The organism is Alloyangia mangrovi, from assembly GCF_002300555.2.
In the GTDB taxonomy this organism is placed as follows: Bacteria; Pseudomonadota; Alphaproteobacteria; order Rhodobacterales; family Rhodobacteraceae; genus Salipiger; species Salipiger mangrovi.
On the sequence record NZ_NTHN02000014.1, the window covers coordinates 30,816 to 52,751 of the forward strand.

Sequence of the window (21,936 nt, forward strand, 5' to 3'; positions counted from 1 at the left end):
GGCGAAATCTAGACTAGAATCGACCCTAACCGCATGACTCGGAACGAAAAATCCCGGCAGATTTCACTGCCGGGACCGAAATATTGCTCGAGATGCAGGAATTTGCGTCGGATCAGACGATTCCGCCGCCTGCGCCGCTGACCGCGGGCCGTTCAGCCGAGACCTTCGCCCGGTAGTTCGAGGCCCTGTAGGCGGCAACGGGATCGATGGCGCCACCGGCCTCGAGGCGCGCCATGGCGAGGATCGGCTCCACGTCCAACCGGTAAGCCGCCTTGAGTGTCGCCGCGGCCATGAGCGCGTCGTTCTCCTCCTGGAAGCCTTTCAGCGAGGCGCGGTCTACCAGCAGCGCCTGCGCATAGGCCCGACGGACTTCATTGGCCGAGGAAATCAGGCTCTCGATCGGGTCCGTCACGTTGTGCGACTGGTCGAGCATATGGGCGGGCGCGAAGCCTTCCTTGCCCTCGGCGGCGACCAGTTCGTTGAACACGAGGAACAACCGGAACGGGTCGATGCTGCCGGTATCGAGGTCATCGTCGCCGTACTTGCTGTCATTGAAGTGGAAGCCGCCGAGCTTCCCGAACTGGATCAGCCGCGCGACGATCATCTCGATATTGGTATTGGGCGCGTGGTGTCCGAGGTCGACGAGGCAAAAGGCGCGCTCGCCGAGTTCCCTGGCGATCAGATAGTTCGTGCCCCAGTCCTGCACGACGGTGGAGTAGAAGGCGGGCTCGAACATCTTGTGCTCGGAGAACAGCCGCCAGTCCCCGGGTAGGCCCTTGTAGATCTCCTGCATGGCCGAGAGGTAGCGCTCGAATTGCGCCGTAAGGTCGGTCTGTCCGGGGAAGTTCGAGCCGTCGCCGATCCAGACGGTCAGAGCCTTGGACCCCAGTTTCGAGCCGATTTCGATGCAGTCTAGATTGTGCTCGATCGCCTGCGCCCGTACCGCCGGGTCAGTGTGCGACAGGGAGCCGTATTTATAGCTGAGGGTCTGGCCTGGCTGGTCCTGGAAGGTGTTGGAGTTCATCGCGTCGAACCCGAGACCGAGCGAGGCGGCCTTCTCGAGCAGGGCGGCGGGGTCTTCCTTGTCCCAGGGGATGTGCAGAGAGACCGTTGGCGTGGCCGCCGTAAGCTGGTGGATGACACCACAGTCATCGAGCTTGTCGAAGATGCCGCGCGGCTCGCCGTCGCCGGGGAAACGGGCAAAGCGGGTGCCGCCGGTGCCCACGCCCCAGCTTGGGACAGCGACGCCGTAGGAGCCGACTTTGCTCTTGATAGTGTCGATATCGACGCCGCGGCGGGCGAGCTGCGTGCCCAGGGCCTCGTAGTCGAACTTGAGCGCCTCGGCGCGGGCCGCGTTCTGCGCGGCAATGAGATCGCTGTCGATCATGAAATCCTCCCGTGCCATCGCTTCGGACGGCGTGAAAAAGGCGGCCCGGGAACCCCGCGCCGCCGTAACAGAGACTTATCGCGTGAAGGCTTCCTTGTTGCCCGCATCGACGTTGAGGATGTTGCCGGTCGACTTGGCAGAGAGGTCCGAGGCCAGGAAATAGGCCGCTTCGGCGATGTCCTCGGGCAGTACTGAGCGTTTGAGCATCGAGCGATTGCGGTACATCTCTTCGAGCCCTGCCTTGTCGGTGCCATAGGTCGATGCGCGCTGGTCGAGCCATTCACCCTCCCAGATGCGCGAGCCGCGCAGCACCGCGTCGGGATTCACCACGTTGACCCGGATGCCCAGCTCGGCGCCTTCCAGCGCGAGGCAGCGGGCAAGGTGCAGCTCGGAGGCTTTGGCAGTGCAATAGGCCGAGGCATTGGGCGAGGCGGCGAGGCCGTTTTTCGACCCTATGAAGACGATCGACCCACCCAGACCCTGCTTGCGCAGCAGCCCGAATGCCTCGCGCGAGACAAGGAAATAGCCGGTGGACAGGATGTCCATGTTGCGGCTCCAGAGCGCCAGCGAGGTCTCTTCAACCGGGGCCGAGGAGGCGATCCCCGCGTTCGACACTAGAATGTCGACCCCGCCGAACTCGACGGCAGCCTCTGCATAGGCTCTTGCGACGGCCTCTTCGCGGGTCACATCCACGGCGACGGTGCGCACGACATCGCCGGAATAGAGACTGGAAAGCTCGGTGCCGACTTTCTCGGCGGCGGCGAGATCGATGTCGGCCAGCACCACGCAGGCGCCCTCGCGCAGCAGCCGCTCGGCGGTCGCCGCGCCGATGCCGCCGCCGCCGCCGGTGACCAGCGCCACGCGGCCGGCCAGAGACTTCGGTTTCGGCATCCGCTGGAGCTTGGCTTCCTCGAGCAGCCAGTACTCGATATCGAAGGCTTCCTGCTCGGGCAGGCCCTGGTACTCGCTGATCGCCGAGGCACCGCGCATCACGTTGATGGCGTTGACGTAGAACTCGCCCGAGATGCGCGCCGTGGCCTTGTCCTTGGCAAAGGTGATCATGCCGACGCCGGGAACGAGGTAAACCACCGCGTTAGGGTCGCGCAGGGCAGGGGAGTCGTCCCGCTTGCAGCGCGCGTAATAGGCGGCGTAGCTCTCGCGGTAGGCCTCGACCTGCGCGGGCAGGCTGGCCAGCACGGCGTCCAGATCCGGCTTGTTAGGGTCGAAATCCACCACCAGCGGCGCGATCTTGGTGCGCAGGAAGTGGTCCGGGCAGGAGGTGCCCATCGGGGCGAGGGTGTCCAGCGCGTGCGAGTTCACGAACTCCAGCACCGCTTCCTGATCGTCGAAATGGCCGACCATGTGCTGGTTGCCCGATACCATGCCACGGATCGCCGGCATCAGCGCCGCCGCCACCTCGCGCCGCGCCTCGGGGGCAAGGCTCTGCAGCTTGGCGCCGCCGAAGGCGGGAGTGCCCTCCGTCTTGGCCTCGAGCCAGCCGATGGCCTCGTTGATGATCTCGATGGTGGTGGCGTAGCAGTCCTCGGCGGTGTCGCCCCAGGTGAAGAGCCCATGGCTCTCCAGCACGACGCCGTCTGCCTCGGGGTTATCGAGGCAGAATTTCTCGAGCCACAGGCCCAGTTCGTAACCGGGGCGCTTCCAGGGCAGCCAGCCGATGCGCTCGCCGAAGATCTCGCGGGTCAGAGCCCTGGAGTCTTTCGAGGCGGCAATGGCGATGATCGCGTCGGCGTGCATGTGGTCGACATGGGCGCGCGGCACGTAGGCGTGCAGGGGGGGTGTCGATGGAGGCGGCGCGCGGGTTCAGATTGTAGGTGCAATGCGGCAGGTAGCCGACCATCTCGTCTTCGAACTCGACCCCGCGATAGACCCCCTTAAGCGCCCGCAGCTTGTCCATGTAGAGGGTCGAGAACCCGTCCAGCTTCATCGAGCCGACGTCGCCGCCCGAACCTTTCACCCAAAGCACCTCGACCTGATCGCCGGTAAGCGGGTCGCGCTCCAGAACCTTGGCCGAGGTGTTGCCGCCGCCGTAGTTGGTGATTCGCTTGTCCGACCCCAGAAGGTTGGACCGGTAGAGCAGCTTTTCCGGCTCGCTCATCCCCGCAGCCTTGCCGCTATCCCACAGATTTTGCAGGCGGTCCTTGGCCCGTGTCAGCATGGTGATCCTCCATTGTCGCGGTCCGGAATGGCCGCCTCCTCGCCCTGAAAGCTGCGGCTCGCCCTGCGATCTGTCAACCAGAAACGATCAAAAACGATCATGCGGCAGCGCAGCATGATTGAAACTGAAAAAACATGATTGACTTGAGGGGGGGATTCGTCCAATCTGAACCGAACGGGAGGACCAGATGCACGAAACGGAACGCCACAGGATCATTCTTTCCGCCGTCCAGGAGCGGCCGATCGTGACCGTGTCCGAGCTCGTGGCGCTGACCGGCACCTCCGAGGCGACGATCCGGCGCGACATCGCCACGCTGCATGGCGCCAAGCGGCTGCGCCGGGTGCGCGGCGGCGCCGAGGCGCTGACCCCGCCGCCGCTGCCGGGGCTGGCCGGACGGCCCTTCGCGGTGAGCCAGTCGATCAACATCGACCAGAAGCAGGCCATCGCCCGCGAGGCCGTGGCGCTTTGCGACGACGGCGAGGCGATCATCATCAACGGCGGGACGACGACCTTCCAGATGGTCCACCCGCTGGCCAACCGCCGGCTGCAGGTGCTGACCAACAGTTTCCCGATCGCCGAGCACCTGCTGAAGAACTCCAAGAACACGGTGATGCTGCCCGGCGGCGCGCTCTACCGCGAGCAGAACATCATCCTGTCGCCCTTCGCCAATGACATGACGCGGCACTATTACGCCAAGCGCATGTTCATGGGCGCCCATGCGCTTGGGCCGATCGGCCTGATGGAGGCCGACCCGCTGCTGATCCAGGCAGAGGAAAAGCTCATCGACCAGGCCGACGAGCTGGTCGTGCTGGTGGACAGCACGAAGTTCGACAACCGCTCGAGCCTCGTGCTCTGCCCGCTCGAACGCATCGACATCGTCATCACCGATGACGGGATTTCCGACCGCACCGCCTCGATGCTGGAGGCAGCCGAGATCCGGCTGATCGTGGCGCAGACGGGACGGGCAAGAACCGCCGGGGCCGGGTGACCGCCCGGCACGATACGTGACCGCTCATAAATTCAGGGAGGATACCATGGGCATTACGAGACGACTTTTCGGAGGATGCGCGCTGGCCGCGATGATGCTGGCCGGCGGCGCCGCGCAGGCGCAGGACAACGTGCGCATCGCGCTGGTGGTCAAGGCGCTCGGCATCGGCTTCTTCGAGGCCGCGGCCAAGGGCGCCGAGGAAGCCGCCAAGGAGCTGGGCAACGTCGAGGTGATCTACACCGGCCCCACCGACACCACCGCCGAGGGCCAGATCGAGGTGATCAACTCGCTGATCGCGCAGAACGTCGATGCGATCGCCGTCTCGGCCAATGATACCGATGCGCTTGTGCCCGCCCTGAAGAAGGCGATGCAGCGCGGCATCACCGTGATCTCCTGGGACAGCGGCGTCGCGCCCGAGGGGCGGCAGCTCCACCTCAACCCCTCGTCGAACCCGCTGATCGGCAACATGATCATCAAGCTTGCCGCCGACAACCTGCCCGAGGGCGGCAAGGTTGCGGTGCTTTCGGCCACCACCACCTCGACCAACCAGAACATCTGGATCGAGGAGATGAACAAGGTGATGGGCAACTACCCGGGCATCGAGGTGGTGGGCACGGTCTATGGCGACGATCTCGCCGATAAGTCGTACCGCGAGGCGCAGGGCCTGATGCAGACCTACCCGGATCTCGACGCGATCATCGCGCCGACCTCGGTCGGCATCGTCGCCGCCGCCCGCGCCGTCGAGGACGCCGGCAAGGTGGGGCAGGTGAACGTCACCGGCCTCGGCCTGCCGTCCGAGATGGCCGGCGCGATCGAGAGCGGCGCGTCGAAGAGCTTTGCCATCTGGAACCCGATTGATCTGGGTTACTCGGCGACCTACCTCGCCTACGAGCTGGCCACCGGCGATGCCGAGGCCGCCCCGGGCGCCGAGATCCCCATGGGCCGCATGGGCAAGCTGACCCTCGATGACAACAACGAGGGCGCGATGGCCGATCCCTTCGTCTACGACGAAAGCAATATCGACGAGTTCAAGAGCATCTTCTGATCCGCTCCTGACCTGAGCCCCGGCGCGCGCTTGCGCCGGGGTCCCACCCAAACCCACCAATCGGGGGCCTCGATGCAAGTCAGCCTCACCACCCCGCCCGTCGCGCATGTGACGGCCGATGCCGCGCCTGTGCTGCGGCTCGAGGGGATCACCAAGACATTCCCGGGGGTCAAGGCCCTCGACGGCGTCACGCTCGAGCTCTACCCGGGCCAGGTCACCGCGCTGGTGGGCGAGAACGGCGCGGGCAAGTCGACCATCGTCAAGACGCTGACCGGCATCTACCAGCCCGACGGCGGCACGATTTCCCTTGGCGGGGCGCCGGTGCACTTCGCCACCGCGCAGGATGCCACCGCTGCGGGCATCACCGCGATCCACCAGGAGACGGTGCTCTTCGACGAACTCAGCGTCGCCGAAAACATCTTCATCGGCCACGCGCCGCGCACAAGGTTCGGCCTCATCGACTGGCCGAAGATGCGCCGTGATGCGCAGGAGATCCTGTCCCGCATCGACGCCGATCTCGATCCCGACATGCCGCTGCGTGAGCTTGGCATCGCCTCGAAGCACCTCGTGGCCATCGCCCGGGCGCTCTCGGTCGACGCCCGCGTCGTCATCATGGACGAGCCCACCGCCGCGCTGTCGCACAAGGAGATCGAGGAGCTTTACGAGCTGGTCGAGCGGATGCGCGCCGAGGGCCGCGCGATCCTCTTCATCTCCCACAAATTCGACGAGATCTTCCGCATCGCCGACCGCTACACCGTCTTCCGCGACGGCCAGCACGTCGGCTCGGGTCTGATCTCCGAGGTGGACGAGGCCGAGCTGGTGCGCCTCATGGTCGGCCGCTCGGTCGACCAGATCTTCCCGCAGCGCGCCCACAATATCGGCGACGAGGTGCTGAAGGTGGTGGGCTACGCCCATCCCACCGAGTTCGACGAGATCAATTTCACCCTGCGCCGCGGCGAGATCCTCGGCTTCTACGGGCTGGTCGGGGCAGGGCGCTCGGAACTCATGCAGGCGCTCTTCGGCGTGACGAAACCTTCCAAGGGCGCGGTGCGCATCGACGGGCAGGTGCGGGTGATCCGCTCGCCCGCCGAGGCGGTCGAGAACGGCATCGTCTACGTGCCCGAGGACCGCGGCCGGCAGGGGGCGGTGATCGGCCTGCCGATCTTCCAGAACGTCACGCTGCCCTCGCTGGCGCAGACCTCGCGCCACGGCTTCCTGCGCCTGTCCGAAGAGTTCGCCCTCGCGCGCGAGTATACGGAACGGCTTGACCTGCGCGCCGCCGCGCTCGACCAGGACGTCGGGACCCTGTCGGGCGGCAACCAGCAGAAGGTGGTGATCGCCAAGTGGCTGGCGACGAAACCCAAGGTCATCATCCTCGACGAGCCCACCAAGGGTATCGACATCGGCTCCAAGGCCGCCGTTCACGGCTTCATGGCCGAGCTCGCGGCGCAGGGCCTGTCGGTGATCATGGTCAGCTCCGAGATCCCCGAGGTGCTGGGCATGTCCGATCGGGTCATCGTCATGCGCGAGGGGCTGATCGCCGCCGAGCTGGAGGGCGAGGCGCTTACCCCCGAGAACCTCGTGCGCCACGCCGCCGGCATCGGGGCCCGGCCATGAGCTCGGCACCGTTCGCTCTCCATTCTTCTAGGTCCAAATATCCCGGGGGTGAATTGGCCGTCAGGCCAAGAGGGGGCAGCGCCCCCAGTCGCCCTCCGTCACAGGGAGCCGCCACATGACATCCTTCCTGAGATCCCGCGAAGCCATCCTCGCTGCCGCGATCCTCGCGCTTCTCGTGCTGATCTCCAGCCGCTTCCCGGCCTTCGTCGAGCCCGGCAACCTCGCCCGCGTTTTCACCGACACCTCGCCGCTGATCCTGCTGGCGCTGGGGCAGACGGTGGTGATCCTCACCCGCTGCATCGACCTTTCGGTGGCGGCCAATCTCGCGCTCACCGGCATGGTCTGCGCCATGCTCAACGCCGCCTACCCGGGGGTGCCGGTGGCGGTGATCCTGATCCTCGCGCTCGGCATGGGCGCGGTGATGGGGATGATCAACGGGCTGATGGTCTGGAAGCTGAAGATCCCGCCCATCGTGGTGACGCTGGGCACGATGACCATTTACCGCGGCCTCATCTTCGTCCTCTCGGGGGGCGCCTGGGTCAACGCGCATGAAATGAGCGCCGCCTTCACCGGCTTCCCGCGCGTCGATATTCTCGGCCTGCCGGTGCTCGCCTGGATCGCCATCCTGGTCACCGGGCTATTCTTTCTCGGCATCGCCCGCACACCGCTCGGCCGCGCGTTCTACGCCGTGGGCGGCAACCCGCATGCGGCGGTCTATACCGGCATCGACGTCGGCAGGACGCAGTTCATGGCCTTCACCATCTCCGGCATGCTGGCGGGGCTGACGGGGTATCTCTGGGTCGCCCGCTACTCGGTGGCCTATGTCGACATCGCCGGCGGCTTCGAGCTCGAGGTGGTGGCGGCCTGCGTCATCGGCGGCATCTCGATTGCCGGCGGGGCGGGGACCATCCTCGGCACGCTGCTCGGCGCGCTCTTCCTCGGCATAGTCAAGAACGCCCTGCCGGTGGTCGACATCTCGCCGTTCTGGCAGCTCGCCATCTCGGGCACGGCGATCATCGTCGCGGTGGCCTTCAACAGCCGCTCCGGCCGCAGCAAGGGCCGCATCATCCTCAAGCGCGCGGAGGGCCACGCATGACCGACATCGCCGACCATCAGCAGGCCCCCCGCCGCATCCCCGACCGGCTGCAGGGCCCCGGCGCGCGGCTGCTGAAAAGCTGGGAGCTGCTGCTCTTCCTCGTCGCCGTGGCGATCTTCACCGCCAACAGCTTCGCCTCGCCCTATTTCCTCAACGCCTGGAACCTCAGCGACGCGACCTTCAACTTCACCGAAAAGGCGATGATCGCCTTTGCCATGGCGCTCTTGATCATCGCCGGCGAGATCGACCTCTCGGTCGCTTCGATCATCGCGCTCTGCTCCACTGCCATGGGGGCCGCCGTGCAATACGGTGCGGGCACGCCCGAGCTCGTGCTTATCGGTCTTGTCACGGGGCTCGCCTGCGGCGCCTTCAACGCCGTGCTGGTGACCAAGATGGGCCTGCCGTCCATCGTGGTCACCATCGGCACGATGAGCCTCTTCCGCGGCATTTCCTACATCGTGCTCGGCGACGGCGCCTACCGCGGCTACCCGGCGGAGTTCGCCTACTTCGGCCAGGGCTACGTCTTCTGGGTGATCTCCTTCGAGTTCGTGCTCTTCGCGCTCTTGGCGGTGCTCTACTACGTCCTGCTGCACCGGACCAACTTTGGCCGCATGGTCTATGCCATCGGCAACAATGCCACCGCCGCCAGCTTCTCGGGGATCCGGGTGGCGCGGGTGAAGTTCATCCTCTTCCTGCTCACCGGGCTCATGTCGGGCATCGCGGCGATCTGCCTGACCTCGCGGCTCGGTTCGACGCGGCCCTCCATCGCCTTCGGCTGGGAGCTCGAGGTGGTGACCATGGTGGTGCTCGGCGGCGTGTCGATCCTCGGCGGCTCGGGCTCGATCCCCGGCGTGGTGATCGCCGCCTTCGTCATGGGGCTGGTGACCTTCGGGCTCGGGCTGCTGAACGTGCCGGGCATTGTCATGTCGATCTTCATCGGCCTGCTGCTCATCGGCGTGATCGCCCTGCCGCGGCTCTGGGCCATGTGGAGGCACTGATGGAGAAATATGCCTTCCGCATGGAGCTGAACCCCGGCTGCGCCGAGGAATACAAGCGCCGACACGACGCGATCTGGCCCGAGCTTGTCACGCTGCTGAAAGAGGCGGGCGTCGAGGATTACTCGATCCACCTCGATCCCGAGACGGGCCATCTCTTCGGCGTGCTCTGGCGGCGCGAGGATCATGGCATGGATGCGCTGCCGCAGACCGAGGTCATGCAGCGCTGGTGGGCGCATATGGCCGACATCATGCGCACTCATGCGGACAACGCGCCGGTCGCCGTGCCGCTCGAGCCCATGTTTCACATGAAATGAGGCCGCGATGACCAAGCCGCCCCGCCCGAGCCCCCGTCACGTTGCCGTCTGGGACATCGGCAAGACCAATGCCAAGCTCGCGGTCGTCGACATGGCCAGCATGTCCGAGATCGGCGTACGGACCCTGCCGAACAGGGTGCTCCGTGACGGCCCCTATCCGCATTACGACATCGAGCGCCTCCGGGCCTTCCTGTTGAACGGCCTCGCCGAGCTTCAGGCCGAACACGGGATCGACGCGATCAGCGTCACCACCCATGGCGCCTCGCTGGTGCTGCTCGACGGGGCAGGGGCGCTGGCCTGCCCGGTGCTGGATTACGAGCATGACGGCCCGGACCGGCTGGCAGAGGCCTATGACGCGCTTCGCCCCGAGTTCGCCGTCACCGGCTCACCGCGCCTGCCGATGGGGCTCAACGCGGGCGCGCAGCTGCACTGGCTGCTGGAGACGCAGCCCGGGCTGCGCGACCGGCTCGCGCAGGTGGTGACCTATCCGCAGTATTGGTCGGGGCTGCTCACCGGGCGGTTCGGCTGCGAGTACACGTCGCTCGGCTGTCACACCGACCTGTGGCAACCGCGCGAGGGCAGCTTCTCGCCGCTCGTCGCGGCACTGGGGCTCGAGAGTAAGATGGCACCGCTCGCCCATGCGGGCGATGTGGCCGGGACTCCGCTGCCGGAGATCGCCGCCCGCACCGGCATCGCACCCCAGACGCCCGTGCTCTCGGGCATCCACGATTCCAACGCCTCGCTTCTGCCGCACCACAAGGCTTTGGCTCAGCCCTTTGCCGTGGTCTCGACCGGCACCTGGGTGATCTCCATGGCCGTTGGCGGCGCGCAGGTGCCGCTCGATCCGGCGCGCGACCTGCTGATCAACGTGAACGCGCTCGGTGGCCCGACCCCCTCGGCGCGCTTCATGGGAGGGCGCGAGTACGAGATGCTGAAGCCCGAGACCGGGCCCCACTCCGATCGCGACGTGAGTGCGGTCCTGCAAAGGCGGGCAATGCTGCTGCCCTCGGTCGAGACCTCATCCGGCCCGTTCCCCGGACGGCACGGCGACTGGACCGAGGCGCTCTCGCCCGGCGAGAAATCCGTGGCGCTGGCCTTTTACCTTGGCTTGATGACCGCCGAATGCCTGTCGCTGATCGGCGCCGAGGGGTCGGTGGTGGTCGAGGGTCCCCTTGCCCGCAACACGCTGCTGCTCGACATGCTCGCTGCGGCGACGGGGCGCGAGGTGGCCTGTTCCGCCTCGGCCACCGGCACCAGCATCGGTGCGGCGCTGCTGGCGGCAGGCGGGGCCCCGGCCAGCGCGCTGCAGTCGCATGAGGTGACCTCGGGCCGGGAGGCGCTGGAAAATTACGCTGCGGCATGGCGTGCGGTGGTCCGGCAGGAACCGACCGGGGGGTCTTTCACCCGCCGCGCAAACGGCTAGGGTGCGCGCAAGCGAGGCGGTTTCCGCCCAGCCATGCGCGATTTCCCGAATGCGAGAGGTTTTCCCATGCCCTTCCCGACCAATCCCCAGACCGTCGCCGTCATCGGCACGGGCACCATCGGCGCCAGCTGGGCGACGCTGTTCCTCGGCGCCGGCCTTACCGTCCGCGCCAGCGATCCCGGCGCGGGTGCCGAGGCCAAGCTGCGCGCTTTCGTCACCGCCGCCTGGCCGTCGCTGGAGGCGCTTGGGCAGACCTCGGGTCTCAGCGCCGAAGAGGCGCAGGCCGCGCTGACCTTCTTCGCCACGCCAGAAGAGGCCGCCACCGGCGCCGAGTTGGTGCAGGAGAACGCCCCCGAGCGGATCGAGATCAAGCGCGAGACCTATGCCAAACTCGAGTCGGCGCTGGCCCCCGAGGTGGTGATCGCCTCCTCGACCAGCGGCATCATGCCCAGCGAGCTGCAGGCCGGGATGACCCACCCCGAGCGGCTGGTCGTCGGCCACCCGTTCAACCCGCCGCACCTGGTGCCGCTGGTCGAAGTGGTGCCCGGCAAGCTGACCTCGGATGCGGCGGTCGATGCGGCGATGGCCTTCTACAAGGCGATCGGCAAGGTGCCGATCAAGCTCAACCGCGAGATGATCGGCCATATCGCCAACCGCCTGCAGGCCGCCGTCCTGCGCGAGAGCGTCTATCTGGCGCGCGAGGGCGTGGCCTCGATGCAGGACATTGACCTTGCCGCCTCGATGGGGCCGGGCCAGCGGTGGGCCTTCATCGGGCAGGGCAAGATCTTTGCGCTGGCAGGCGGTGTCGGCGGCATGGCGCATTTCCTCGATCACCTCGGCGAGGCGGTCGAGACCTGGTGGGACGACCTTGGCGACGCGCGGCTCGACACCGAGACCCGCGCCATGCTGACCGAGGCCTATGGCACGCCGACCGAGGAGAGCTTTGCCAAGGACGTCGCCTTCCGCGACGCTGCGCTGCTGCGCCGGCTCAAGGCTCTGTCGGAAGACGCCGAGGGCTGACAGCCCGGGCATTGATCGCAGGTTCTACAAGCAAACGCCGGCCGGACACGCGGGTCGGCGTTTACCATTGCGAAGCGGCGGCACGGGGCTGCCGGCTCATCCCCCGACGTGCGACAACAGAAGGCTGCTCTCCGAGTTGAGCACCCCGGGCACGTCGCGGATCTCGCGCAGTACGCGGTCGAAGTTGACGAGGCTGTCGGTCCGTATCTCCACCACCAGATCCCAGGCGCCGTTGGTGGCGTGGATCTTCGCGATCTCGGGGATCCGCGTCAGCGTGCGGATCACGTTGCGCGACAGCCGGCCCTGCAACTCGACCATGGTGATCGCGCGCACTTCGCCTTCGACATCCTGATCGGTTTCGATGGTGAACCGCCGGATCCGACCTTCGGCCACCAGCGCCTCGAGCCGGGCGCGGGCCGTGGTGCGCGAGATTCCGACGGTTTGGGCGAGCTGGGTGATCGACATGCGCGAGTCGCCGCGCAGGGCGGCTATAATGGCGCGGTCGGTGGGGGCGAGTTGTGTCATCCGTCCTATTTGATCTCTGAAGTGATCAAAGTGAACAGCCAATATGACGATCTGTCCACTTTGGTGAGCGAATTTGCCAACAGATCGGTGCATGTTGCGCCAAATCCAGATGGAGTCACCATGTCCAGAACCTGTTCCCTTCTCGGCGCCCCCGTGCAGACCGGCGCATCGCAACCGGGCTGCCTCATGGGCCCCGCCAGCCTGCGCACCGCGGGGCTCGAGCCGACGCTGGCCGAGCTCGACTGGCAGGTGACCGACCTTGGCGACCTGAGCATTCCGGCGCTGTCCCCGCGGGGACACGACAACGAAGCGATCCACAACCTCGCCGAAACCATCGCCTGGATCGAGGTGCTCGAAGCCGCCGCCTATGACGCGGCCAAGGGCCATGACCTGCCGATCTTCATGGGCGGCGATCACTCCATGTCGGCCGGCACCGTCGCCGGGATGGCGCGCTACGCGCAGGAGCAGGGGCGCCCGCTCTTCGTGCTCTGGCTCGACGCCCACCCCGACCTGCATTCGCTGGAGACCACCACCAGCGGCAACCTGCACGGCACCCCGGTCAACTACTTCACCGGCCAGTCCGGCAATGACGCCTACCCGCCGCTCGCCACCGCCGTGCCGGTGGAGAACATCTGCATGATGGGCATCCGCTCGGTCGACAGGGCAGAGCACAAGCTGATCTCGGAGCAGGGCATCGAGGTGCACGACATGCGCGCCATCGACGAGACCGGTGTTCTGGCCCCGCTGAAAGCCTTCCTCGCGAAGGTGAAGGCAGCCAATGGCCTGCTGCACGTCAGCTTCGATGTCGACTTCCTCGAGCCCGGCATCGCCCCCGCCGTGGGCACCACCGTGCCCGGCGGCGCGACCTTCCGCGAGGCGCATCTGATCATGGAGACGCTGGGCGACTCCGGGCTGGTGCGCTCGCTCGATCTGGTGGAACTCAACCCCTTCCTCGATGAGCGCGGGCGCACCGCGAAACTGCTGTGCGACCTGACGGCGAGCCTCTTTGGCCGCCGCGTGCTCGACCGCATGACCCGGAGCTTCTGATGATGGCCGTGAAACCTTCCACACTCAAACCGTCGGCGCAGGCCTATGTGCCCTTCGTGTCGGTCGAGAACATGATGAAACTGGTGCACGCCCATGGCGTCGAGGCCTTCATCACCGGGCTTGCCTCGGTGATTGAGAAGGACTTCAAGCGCTGGCCCGAGTTCGACAAGACGCCGCGCGTGGCGTCGCACTCGCGCGACGGTGTGATCGAGCTGATGCCGACGGCTGATGCCGAGAACTACGGCTTCAAATACGTCAACGGCCATCCCAAGAACATGCGTGAGGGCTACCAGACCGTCACCGCCTTCGGCGTGCTCTCGTCGGTGGCCAACGGCTACCCGATCCTGCTCACCGAGATGACCCTGCTGACCGCGCTGCGCACCGCCGCGACATCGGCGCTGGTCGGCAGGTACCTCGCGCCCAAGGGCGCCGAGGTCATGGCGATGATCGGCAACGGCGCGCAATGCGAGTTCCAGGCCATGGCCTTCCGCGCGCTCTGCGGGATCAACAAGCTGCGGCTCTACGACATCGACCCGGCGGCGACCGACAAGGCCGAGCGCAATCTGAAGGCGCAGGGCTTCGAGGTTGTGCGCTGTGCAGATTCTCAATCTGCAGTTGAGGGCGCGCAGGTCATCACAACCTGCACCGCCGACAAGCAATATGCCACCATCCTGACCGACAACATGGTCGGCGCAGGAGTCCACATCAACGCCATCGGCGGCGACTGCCCGGGCAAGACCGAGCTGCACCGCGACATCCTGCTGCGCTCGGACATCTTCGTGGAATACCCCGAGCAGACCCGCATCGAGGGCGAGATCCAGCAGCTCGACGCGGATTACCCGGTGACCGAACTCTGGCAGGTGATGCGCGGCGAGGCAGCCGGGCGGCGCGACGAGAAGCAGATCACGCTTTTCGACTCGGTCGGCTTTGCCATCGAGGACTTCTCGGCGCTCTGCTATGTGCACGGGCTGATCGAGGGCGGTGAGTTCTGCGAAATGCTCGACCTGCTGGCCGACCCGGATGATCCCCGCGATCTTTTCGGCATGCTGACCCGCGCCGCCTGAGGCGCGGGACTGACCTGACATAAGGCGCCCTCCGGGGCGCCTTATGCTTTGTAGGCGGCGAGAAAGACCCGCACCGCGTCCTTGGCAACGCGGGTGATCTCTTCTTCGGTGGGGGCATCGGGGCGGCGGCCGAAGAGCCGTGGGCGCCAAGTCAACGTGGTGGCAAGCTCGATGAACTGCCCGGCGGCGAGCGCGGTGTCAGGCACGTTCAAGGTGCCGGCCTCGGTCTCGCGCCGCAGGAAGTCCTGCAGGCAGCTCAGGAAATGCCTCGCCCCGGCATCGTAAAAGCGCATGCCGAGTTCAGGCATCCGCTCGACGACGCTGATCACGATGCGCTGCGCGCGGATGACCTCTTCGGAATTGAGCTGCGTCGACAGGCCGATGGCATAGGCCATCAGCCGCTCTTCAAGCGTGCCGGCCTCGGCAAGCCGGGCGAAGATTCCGTCGAAGAAATCGCGGCGCTTGTCCTCGACCAGCGCGACGAAGAGGTCTTCCTTGTTCTCGAAGTACACATAGAGTGTGCCCTTGGAGACCCCCGCCGCCTTGCAGATGCTGTTCATCGAGGCGGCATCGAATCCCTGATCGACAAAGACCTGCCACGCGCCGTCGAGGATTTGACGGCGCTTTTCAGGGTCTTCGCCCGCAGCGTGGCGGCGCTTCTGCGCGCAGGCCTTGGCCTTTTCCGTGAGTATGTCGAGTTTCATGCGCTTCATATAATCGAACCGATCGGTTCGATGAAGTCTTGATTTCGTTGCGGCAGCCTCCTATGTCGTGTCGAACCGAGCGGTTCGATCAGCGAATCCCTCCTCCCAATTGCTTCCGACACCCGAAGGACCTCCTCATGTCCCGCCACGACCGCATCGAACCCGCCGATCCCGAGACCCGCCCCGCCGCGGCTCCGCAGGCCGCCACTCCCGAAACCGCCGAGGCGCCGCCGAAGAAGTCCGGACGCAAGAAGCGCATCCTTGGGGGGGATCGCGCTGATCGCACTGCTGGCAGGGGGCTACGAGGGCTACGGCTGGTGGACCGACGGGCGCTTCATGATCGAGACCGATGACGCCTATGTTCAGGCGGATCTCTCGCTCGTGTCGTCCAAACTGCAGGGATATGTGGAGGAGATCCCCGTGCAGGCGAACCAGCATGTGAGCAAGGGCGACGTGCTGGTCCGGATCGAGGATGGGGATTACCGCATCGCGCTCGAGCAGAAGCAGGCGCAGCTGCCGACGCTTGAGCGGACATTGGCCCGCATCGACGCCGAGACCGCCGCCGCAGAGGCCAGTGTGACGCAGGCGGAAGCCGAGCTGTCCGCTGCCGAGGCCGCGCTGCGCAGCGCGCAGACCGCGTTGACCCGGGCCGAGGGGCTGGCGGCACGCAAGGTGACCTCGCAGGCCGATCTCGACGATGCCACCGAGGCGCTCGAGACCGCCAAGGCCAACCGCGCCGCCGCCGCCGCCGCGATCAAGGGCGCCGAGGCGCAGGTCGAGGTGCTGAAGGCGGAACGGGCCGAGACCGAGTCCAGCCGCCGCGAGATGGAGCTCGACATCGCGCAGGCGCAGCGGGATCTCGATCATACCGTGCTGCGCGCGCCATTTGACGGCACCGTCGCCAATATCGCCATCGAAGAGGGCGAGCTGGTCAGCATCGGCGCGCGGCTTGCCGCCGTGGTCCCGGATCACGGGCTCTACGTCGAGGCGAACTTCAAGGAAACCCAGCTCGCCGGGATCCATCCGGGCGAGACCGTCAAGGTCAGCATCGATGCCATGGAAGGCCATGAAGTCGAGGGCCGCGTGGTCTCGGTCGCGCCGGCCACCGGTTCGGTCTTCTCGCTGTTGCCAGCTGACAATGCCACCGGCAACTTCACCAAGATCGTGCAGCGGGTGCCGGTGCGCATCGAGCTGCCCGAAGGCACGCAGGGCCTGCGCGCCGGCCTGTCGGTGGTGGTCGAGATCGACCAGCGCACCGCGCCCGCGGGCACGGAGCATGCGGAGGTCTCGAAATGAGCACCGCAGCCCAACCCCAGGCCGCAGAACCCGAACTTACGCCGCGCAGGGTCGCGGCGTTTTTTCGTCATGGTCTTCGGCATGTTCATGGCGATCCTCGACATCCAGATCGTCTCGGCCTCGCTGCCCGAGATCCAGGCGGGTCTCGGTGCTTCGGCGGATGAGATCAGCTGGGTGCAGACCTCCTATCTGATCGCCGAGGTGATCATGATCCCGCTCTCGGGCCTGCTCGGGCGGATGATGTCGACGCGGTATCTCTTCGCCATCTCGGCGGCGGGCTTCACCGGGGCGTCCTTCATGTGCGCCACCTCGGGGTCGATCAACGAGATGATCCTGTGGCGCGCGGTGCAGGGCTTCCTCGGCGGCGGCATGATCCCCTCGGTCTTTGCCGCCGCCTTCACGCTCTTCCCGCCGTCGAAGCGGGCGATCGTCTCGCCGCTGATCGGCCTCGTCGCAACGCTCGCGCCCACCGTCGGGCCGACCGTCGGCGGCTATCTCAGCCACGCGATGAGCTGGCATTGGCTGTTCCTGGTGAACGTGCCGGCGGGCATCGCGGTGACCCTGGGGGTGCTGGCGCTGGTCGATTTCGACAAGCCCGACTGGAAGCTCTTCGACAGCTTCGACTGGATCGGCCTCGGGGCGCTGGCCTGTTTCCTCGGCGCGATGGAATACGTGCTGGAAGAAGGGCCGGGCAACGACTGGTTCCAGGATGAAATCGTTGCCGTGCTCTTCGTGGTCATGGTGGTCGGCGGGATCGTCACCTTCTGGCGCGCCTTCACGCTGAAGAACCCGGTGGTGGATTTCTCGGCCTTTGCCGACACCAACTTCGCCGTCGGTTCGGTGTTCAGCTTCGTGATGGGGATCGGGCTCTACGGAATGACCTATCTCTACCCGCTCTATCTGTCGTCGATCCGCGGCTACGACAGCCTGATGACCGGTGAGACGGTCTTCGTGTCGGGGCTTGCCATGTTCGTCTCGGCGCCGCTGGCGGGGATACTGTCGTCGAAGATGGACCTGCGGCTGATGCTGATGATGGGCTTCATCGGGTTCGGGGTGTCGTCCTGGATGCTCACCGGCATGACCGCCGACTGGGATTTCCAGGAACTGCTGTGGCCGCAGGTGCTGCGCGGGCTGTCGCTGATGATCTGCATGGTGCCGATCAACAACCTCGCGCTCGGCACGCTGCCGCCGCAGAAGATGAAGAGCGCCTCGGGGCTCTACAACCTGATGCGCAACCTTGGCGGTGCGGTGGGGCTGGCGCTGATCAACACGGCGCTGACCGATCGCGGCGCGCTGCATACGGCGCGGCTGAAAGAGGCGCTGAGCTGGGACAATCCCGAGGCGCTGCGCCAGCTCGAGATGATGGGGCAGAACCTTTCGGCGCAGGGCATCGACGGTGACAAGGGCGCGTTGCAGCAGATGGCCGGGCGCGTGGCCGAGCAGGCAACGGTGATGTCCTTTGTCGATGTCTTCCTGCTGATCACCGTGCTCTTTGCCGGGCTTGCGGTCATGGCGCTGGCGATGAAGCCTCCGGCCAAGGGGGCAGGGGCGGCGGCGCACTGACGCGCGGCCCGCTCCGCGGGACGGGTCGCGGGCCGGACTTGCAGACAACGAAGAAGGCCGCCGGATCGTCCGGCGGCCTTCTTTTCATTCAGCAATCGAGGCGCGGACCTCAGCCCTTGCGGTGCTTCTTGGGGCCGGCTTTCTTGTGGGCACCATCGGTGTCCTTGAAGGATTTCTTGGCACCGAACTTGCCCTTGGGCTTGTCGCCCTCGGCACGCTCGCGGCGCGGGCGCTCGAAGTCGCCGTCCTCGGACTTGCGCTTAAAGCCGCCGGGGCCACCGAAGCCTTCCTTCTTCTTGAAGCCGCCTTCCTTCTTGAAGCCACCCTCCTTGCGGAAGCCACCTTCCTTCTTGAAACCGCCTTCCTTGCGGAAGCCGCCCTCTTTCTTGAAGCCACCTTCCTTCTTGAAGCCGCCGGGCTTCTTGGGGCCGCGCGGCGCGCTCTTGAGCTCTTCGGGCAGGCCGTCGACCTGCTCCATCACCAGCCCCTGCGCCACTTCCATGTCGGGGCCGAGCGCCTCGAGGAAGCCCTCGACCGCGCTGTCGGCGATCTCGACGTAGGTCAGCTCGTCGGCGATGCGGATGGCGCCGAGCGCCTCGCGGGTGATGTTGCCGGCGCGGCAGATCTTCGGCAGCAGCCAGCGCGGGTTGGCATTGCCCTCGCGGCCGACGGTAACGGTGAACCAGCGGCTCGGGCCGAAGGGCTCGGTGCGCGGCGCCTTCTCGGCGCGGGCGTCGACCGGCAGCAGCTCCTCGGGGGCCGAGCGCAGGCTGCGCCACTGGCGCACCATAGCCTGGGCGATCTCCTCGGCGCTGTACTTCTCGGTGATCTGGGTCACCAGCGCGGCGTCGGTCTCGGGCGAGGGGTCGGTCCACATGGGATCGGCCAGCATCCGCGCCTCGTCACGCTCGAGCACGGCGTCGGCGCTGGGGGCTTCGCCCCACTCGGCCTCGACCTTGGCGAAGCGCATGATGCGCTCGGCCTTCTTGCGGTCACGCAGCGGCACGATGAGTGCCGAGATGCCCTTGCGCCCGGCGCGGCCGGTGCGGCCCGAACGGTGCAGCAGCGCCTCGTTGCTCTGCGGCAGCTCGGCGTGGATCACCAGGTCGAGGTTCGGCAGGTCGATGCCGCGGGCGGCGACATCGGTCGCCACGCAGACGCGGGCACGGCCGTCACGCATCGCCTGCAGCGCGTGGCTGCGCTCGTCCTGGCTCAGCTCGCCCGACAGGCCCACCACGGCAAAGCCGCGGTTGGTCAGGCGCGACACCAGCCGCGACACGGTGGCGCGGGTGTTGGCGAAGACGATGGCGTTGGGCGCCTCGTGGAAGCGCAGCAGGTTGGTGATCGCGTTTTCCTGGTCGCCCTGGGCGACGATCACCGCGCGGTATTCGATGTCGGAGTGCTGCTTGGCCCCGCCCTGCACCTGGATGCGCTGCGAGTCGCGCTGGTAGCGCTGCGCCAGCTGGGCGATCTGCGGCGAGACGGTGGCCGAGAAGAGCAGCGTCTGGCGCTCGGGGTTGGAGGCCTCGAGGATGGTCTCGAGGTCTTCGCGGAAGCCGAGGTCGAGCATCTGGTCGGCCTCGTCGAGCACCACGGCCTTGACCTGCGACAGGTCAAGCGCGCCGCGGCGCAGGTGGTCGCACAGACGGCCCGGGGTGGCCACGACGATATGCGCGCCGCGCTCGAGCGCCCGGCGCTCGGTGCGCGCGTCCATGCCGCCAACGCAGGAGGCCATGACCGCGCCGGCTTCGGCGTAGAGCCAGCTCAGCTCGCGGCGGACCTGCAGGGCCAGTTCACGGGTGGGGGCGATGATCAGCGCTTCCGGCGCGCCAGCGGCGCCGAAGCTCTCGGCGTCGCCGAGGATTGCGGGGGCAATGGCAAGGCCGAAGCCCACCGTCTTGCCCGAACCGGTCTGCGCGGAAACCAGCAGGTCGGCACCGGCGATGGCCGGGTCGGCCACGGCTTCTTGCACCGGGGTGAGCGTTTCATATCCGCGGGCTTGCAGAGCGGCTGCGAGGGTTTGTTTCAAGGTCTGAGATCCGATCCAAGGACTGTCGGCGAGGGATGTCGGTACGAGGAGTCAGACCGAGTCAGGGCGCCGGGAAAGGGTGCGCTATATACCCTGCACCCCGGTCCGTAAAGCGCCGATTGAGCTCAGCCGACCAACGTGGTGATCAGTAGGAAACAAAGCGCCGACAGCAGCGCCGAGGCGGGCACCGTCACCAGCCAGGCGGCGATGATCGTCATGAAATGCGAACGGCGGACCAGCTTGCGGCGCTGGCGCTCCTCGGGCGGGAGCACCTTGGCGGCGCGCTTCGGGTCGGCGTGACGGGCGCGGCGGGCCACGTACCATTCGCGGTAGAAGCCGACGCCGAAGACGCCGCCGACCGCGATATGGGTCGAGCTCACCGGCAGCCCGAGCCAGGAGGCGAGGATCACCGTCAGCGCCGCCGAGAGCGCCACGCAGTAGGCGCGCATCGGGTTGAGCTTGGTGATCTGGCTGCCGACCATGCGGATCATCCGCGGGCCGAAGAAGATCAGGCCGCAGGAGATCCCCAGCGCGCCGATCATCAGCACCCAATGCGGCAACACCCCAAGCTCGGTGGCGCGGTCCTCGGTCTGCAGCGCGCGGACGATGGCGCCGAGCGGGCCGACCGCATTGGCCACGTCGTTGGCGCCATGGGCGAAGGAGAGCAGCCCGGCCGAGACCACGAGCGGCAGGCGGAACAGCGCCTTGAGCGAGGCGTTGCGGTTGGCCATGCCCTGCGACTGCCGCCGCACCAGCGGCACCGAGAGCCGCCAGGACAGCAGCCCGACCGCGAGGCCGACGAGCGCCGCCTCGTGGAGATCGAGATCGATCACCTGCCGCAGCCCCTTGAGCGCGAGATAGCAGGCGAAGGTCCCCGCCATCACCCCGATCAGCACCGGCAGCCAGACGCGCGCCGCGGCGATCCGGTCGGGCACGTACATGATCTTCCACTTGATGAAGGCGAGCACCGCCGCCGCGATCACCCCGCCCATGATCGGCGAGATCACCCAGCTGGCGGCGATGGCGCTCATCGTGGACCAGTTCACCGTCCCGAAGCCCGCCGCGGCGATGCCCGAGCCCATGACCCCGCCGACCACCGCATGGGTGGTGGAGACCGGCGCACGCAGCACGGTGGCGGCGTTGATCCAGATGGCGGCGGCCAGCATGGCGGACATCATTGCCTGCACGAAATGCGCGCTGTCGGTGATCTCGCCCTGCGCGATGATGCGACTGGAAATGGTCGAGACCACCTCGCCGCCGGCGAGCATGGCGCCGGCGGTCTCGAAGAGCGCGGCGATGGCGATGGCCCCGGCCATCGACAGGGCGTTCGCCCCCACCGCCGGGCCCATGTTGTTGGCGACATCGTTGGCGCCGACGTTCAGCGCCATGTAGGCGGCGAAGGCGGCGGCGATGGAGATCATCAGCGTGCCCTGCAGCTCGCCCGCCGCGACGGCGACGATTGCGGTGACGATGGCGATGAAGAGCAGCGAGACTCCGACGCCGACCAGCGGACGGGCGGTGTGGATGGCCGCGGATTCGATCAAAGACAGACGTCCGAGATCCTTGTCCAGGGTCGGCCAGTCCTGCTCGGAGTCGCGCTGTGACGCGGGGCGGCCCGCGCGGTGCCTGGGCTCGGTCATGGGG

Annotated in this window: 17 protein-coding genes and 1 pseudogene; 12 read left to right on the forward strand and 6 right to left on the reverse strand. The window is 66.9% G+C overall.

Translation table 11 applies throughout. The annotated features are described in order from the left end of the window. Nucleotides 1–112: 112 nt before the first annotated feature. Together rhaI and CLG85_RS09680 are read right to left on the reverse strand one after the other, a co-directional pair. On the reverse strand, nucleotides 113–1,387 hold the full coding sequence (gene rhaI / locus CLG85_RS09675) for an L-rhamnose catabolism isomerase (RefSeq protein ID WP_095883794.1): 1,275 nt from the start codon (nucleotides 1,385–1,387) through the stop codon (nucleotides 113–115). 75 nt (nucleotides 1,388–1,462) lie between these two features. After that, nucleotides 1,463–3,563, reverse strand: a pseudogene (locus tag CLG85_RS09680) (bifunctional rhamnulose-1-phosphate aldolase/short-chain dehydrogenase). A 187-nt stretch (nucleotides 3,564–3,750) separates the two neighbouring features. Between CLG85_RS09680 and CLG85_RS09685 the strand changes: the two are divergent. From CLG85_RS09685 to CLG85_RS09720, 8 genes are all read left to right on the forward strand, one after another. Then, nucleotides 3,751–4,551 carry a DeoR/GlpR family DNA-binding transcription regulator gene (locus CLG85_RS09685; RefSeq protein WP_260348792.1) on the forward strand — a complete coding sequence of 267 codons (801 nt, stop codon included), beginning with the start codon at nucleotides 3,751–3,753 and terminating at the stop codon, nucleotides 4,549–4,551. A 46-nt stretch (nucleotides 4,552–4,597) separates the two neighbouring features. Continuing rightward, nucleotides 4,598–5,596: a rhamnose ABC transporter substrate-binding protein gene (gene rhaS, locus CLG85_RS09690; RefSeq protein WP_260348793.1), complete on the forward strand. Its 999-nt coding sequence runs from the start codon at nucleotides 4,598–4,600 to the stop codon at nucleotides 5,594–5,596. Between the two features lie 72 nt (nucleotides 5,597–5,668). After that, nucleotides 5,669–7,213, forward strand: a complete 1,545-nt coding sequence (locus tag CLG85_RS09695; RefSeq protein WP_095883476.1) for a sugar ABC transporter ATP-binding protein — start codon at nucleotides 5,669–5,671, stop codon at nucleotides 7,211–7,213. Nucleotides 7,214–7,328: 115 nt separating this feature from the next. Beyond that, nucleotides 7,329–8,309 (forward strand): ABC transporter permease, encoded by a 981-nt coding sequence (locus tag CLG85_RS09700; RefSeq protein ID WP_095883475.1) that lies wholly within the window; start codon nucleotides 7,329–7,331, stop codon nucleotides 8,307–8,309. Continuing rightward, nucleotides 8,306–9,307, forward strand: a complete 1,002-nt coding sequence (locus CLG85_RS09705) for an ABC transporter permease (RefSeq protein ID WP_095883474.1) — start codon at nucleotides 8,306–8,308, stop codon at nucleotides 9,305–9,307. Before CLG85_RS09700 ends, CLG85_RS09705 begins: the two co-directional genes overlap by 4 nt. Further along, nucleotides 9,307–9,621 (forward strand): L-rhamnose mutarotase, encoded by a 315-nt coding sequence (gene rhaM, locus CLG85_RS09710; protein WP_095883473.1) that lies wholly within the window; start codon nucleotides 9,307–9,309, stop codon nucleotides 9,619–9,621. Before CLG85_RS09705 ends, rhaM begins: the two co-directional genes overlap by 1 nt. 7 nt (nucleotides 9,622–9,628) lie before the next feature. Next, nucleotides 9,629–11,044 (forward strand): FGGY-family carbohydrate kinase, encoded by a 1,416-nt coding sequence (locus tag CLG85_RS09715; RefSeq protein ID WP_095883472.1) that lies wholly within the window; start codon nucleotides 9,629–9,631, stop codon nucleotides 11,042–11,044. Between the two features lie 66 nt (nucleotides 11,045–11,110). Then, nucleotides 11,111–12,064: a 3-hydroxyacyl-CoA dehydrogenase NAD-binding domain-containing protein gene (locus CLG85_RS09720; protein WP_095883471.1), complete on the forward strand. Its 954-nt coding sequence runs from the start codon at nucleotides 11,111–11,113 to the stop codon at nucleotides 12,062–12,064. A gap of 96 nt (nucleotides 12,065–12,160) precedes the next feature. Here the strand turns inward: CLG85_RS09720 and CLG85_RS09725 are convergent, their stop codons facing one another. After that, nucleotides 12,161–12,589 carry an Lrp/AsnC family transcriptional regulator gene (locus tag CLG85_RS09725; RefSeq protein ID WP_095883470.1) on the reverse strand — a complete coding sequence of 143 codons (429 nt, stop codon included), beginning with the start codon at nucleotides 12,587–12,589 and terminating at the stop codon, nucleotides 12,161–12,163. A 120-nt stretch (nucleotides 12,590–12,709) separates the two neighbouring features. On the opposite strand from CLG85_RS09725, the gene rocF reads away from it, so the two are divergent. Together rocF and ocd are read left to right on the forward strand one after the other, a co-directional pair. Then, complete coding sequence (gene rocF, locus CLG85_RS09730) at nucleotides 12,710–13,636, forward strand: arginase (protein WP_095883469.1); 927 nt, start codon at nucleotides 12,710–12,712, stop codon at nucleotides 13,634–13,636. Further along, a complete protein-coding gene (ocd, locus tag CLG85_RS09735) occupies nucleotides 13,636–14,700 on the forward strand; it encodes an ornithine cyclodeaminase (RefSeq protein ID WP_375796909.1) in 1,065 nt (354 codons plus the stop codon). Before rocF ends, ocd begins: the two co-directional genes overlap by 1 nt. Nucleotides 14,701–14,741: 41 nt before the next feature. Here the strand turns inward: ocd and CLG85_RS09740 are convergent, their stop codons facing one another. Next, nucleotides 14,742–15,404, reverse strand: a complete 663-nt coding sequence (locus CLG85_RS09740) for a TetR/AcrR family transcriptional regulator (RefSeq protein WP_095883478.1) — start codon at nucleotides 15,402–15,404, stop codon at nucleotides 14,742–14,744. A gap of 261 nt (nucleotides 15,405–15,665) precedes the next feature. Between CLG85_RS09740 and CLG85_RS09745 the strand changes: the two genes are divergently transcribed. Continuing rightward, nucleotides 15,666–16,700: an HlyD family secretion protein gene (locus CLG85_RS09745; RefSeq protein WP_260348794.1), complete on the forward strand. Its 1,035-nt coding sequence runs from the start codon at nucleotides 15,666–15,668 to the stop codon at nucleotides 16,698–16,700. A 69-nt stretch (nucleotides 16,701–16,769) separates the two neighbouring features. Beyond that, nucleotides 16,770–18,263, forward strand: a complete 1,494-nt coding sequence (locus CLG85_RS09750; protein ID WP_260348795.1) for a DHA2 family efflux MFS transporter permease subunit — start codon at nucleotides 16,770–16,772, stop codon at nucleotides 18,261–18,263. Nucleotides 18,264–18,372: 109 nt separating this feature from the next. Here the strand turns inward: CLG85_RS09750 and CLG85_RS09755 are convergent, their stop codons facing one another. Both CLG85_RS09755 and CLG85_RS09760 read right to left on the reverse strand, forming a co-directional pair. Then, nucleotides 18,373–20,292, reverse strand: coding sequence for a DEAD/DEAH box helicase (locus CLG85_RS09755; RefSeq protein ID WP_260348796.1), 1,920 nt, complete (start codon nucleotides 20,290–20,292; stop codon nucleotides 18,373–18,375). A gap of 125 nt (nucleotides 20,293–20,417) precedes the next feature. After that, entirely contained in the window at nucleotides 20,418–21,932 is a 1,515-nt protein-coding gene (locus CLG85_RS09760) for an inorganic phosphate transporter (protein ID WP_095883465.1), read from the reverse strand. Nucleotides 21,933–21,936: the final 4 nt, after the last annotated feature.

What these genes read in the sequence shown, in the direction of transcription:
- rhaI (WP_095883794.1), bottom strand. Translation starts at nt 1,387, where the DNA reads ATGATCGACAGCGATCTCATTGCCGCGCAGAACGCGGCCCGCGCCGAG.
- ocd (WP_375796909.1), top strand. Translation starts at nt 13,636, where the DNA reads ATGATGGCCGTGAAACCTTCCACACTCAAACCGTCGGCGCAGGCCTAT.
- CLG85_RS09720 (WP_095883471.1), top strand. Translation starts at nt 11,111, where the DNA reads ATGCCCTTCCCGACCAATCCCCAGACCGTCGCCGTCATCGGCACGGGC.
- CLG85_RS09750 (WP_260348795.1), top strand. Translation starts at nt 16,770, where the DNA reads ATGGTCTTCGGCATGTTCATGGCGATCCTCGACATCCAGATCGTCTCG.
- CLG85_RS09725 (WP_095883470.1), bottom strand. Translation starts at nt 12,589, where the DNA reads ATGACACAACTCGCCCCCACCGACCGCGCCATTATAGCCGCCCTGCGC.
- rhaM (WP_095883473.1), top strand. Translation starts at nt 9,307, where the DNA reads ATGGAGAAATATGCCTTCCGCATGGAGCTGAACCCCGGCTGCGCCGAG.
- CLG85_RS09740 (WP_095883478.1), bottom strand. Translation starts at nt 15,404, where the DNA reads ATGAAACTCGACATACTCACGGAAAAGGCCAAGGCCTGCGCGCAGAAG.
- rhaS (WP_260348793.1), top strand. Translation starts at nt 4,598, where the DNA reads ATGGGCATTACGAGACGACTTTTCGGAGGATGCGCGCTGGCCGCGATG.
- rocF (WP_095883469.1), top strand. Translation starts at nt 12,710, where the DNA reads ATGTCCAGAACCTGTTCCCTTCTCGGCGCCCCCGTGCAGACCGGCGCA.
- CLG85_RS09700 (WP_095883475.1), top strand. Translation starts at nt 7,329, where the DNA reads ATGACATCCTTCCTGAGATCCCGCGAAGCCATCCTCGCTGCCGCGATC.
- CLG85_RS09705 (WP_095883474.1), top strand. Translation starts at nt 8,306, where the DNA reads ATGACCGACATCGCCGACCATCAGCAGGCCCCCCGCCGCATCCCCGAC.
- CLG85_RS09685 (WP_260348792.1), top strand. Translation starts at nt 3,751, where the DNA reads ATGCACGAAACGGAACGCCACAGGATCATTCTTTCCGCCGTCCAGGAG.
- CLG85_RS09695 (WP_095883476.1), top strand. Translation starts at nt 5,669, where the DNA reads ATGCAAGTCAGCCTCACCACCCCGCCCGTCGCGCATGTGACGGCCGAT.
- CLG85_RS09715 (WP_095883472.1), top strand. Translation starts at nt 9,629, where the DNA reads ATGACCAAGCCGCCCCGCCCGAGCCCCCGTCACGTTGCCGTCTGGGAC.
- CLG85_RS09760 (WP_095883465.1), bottom strand. Translation starts at nt 21,932, where the DNA reads ATGACCGAGCCCAGGCACCGCGCGGGCCGCCCCGCGTCACAGCGCGAC.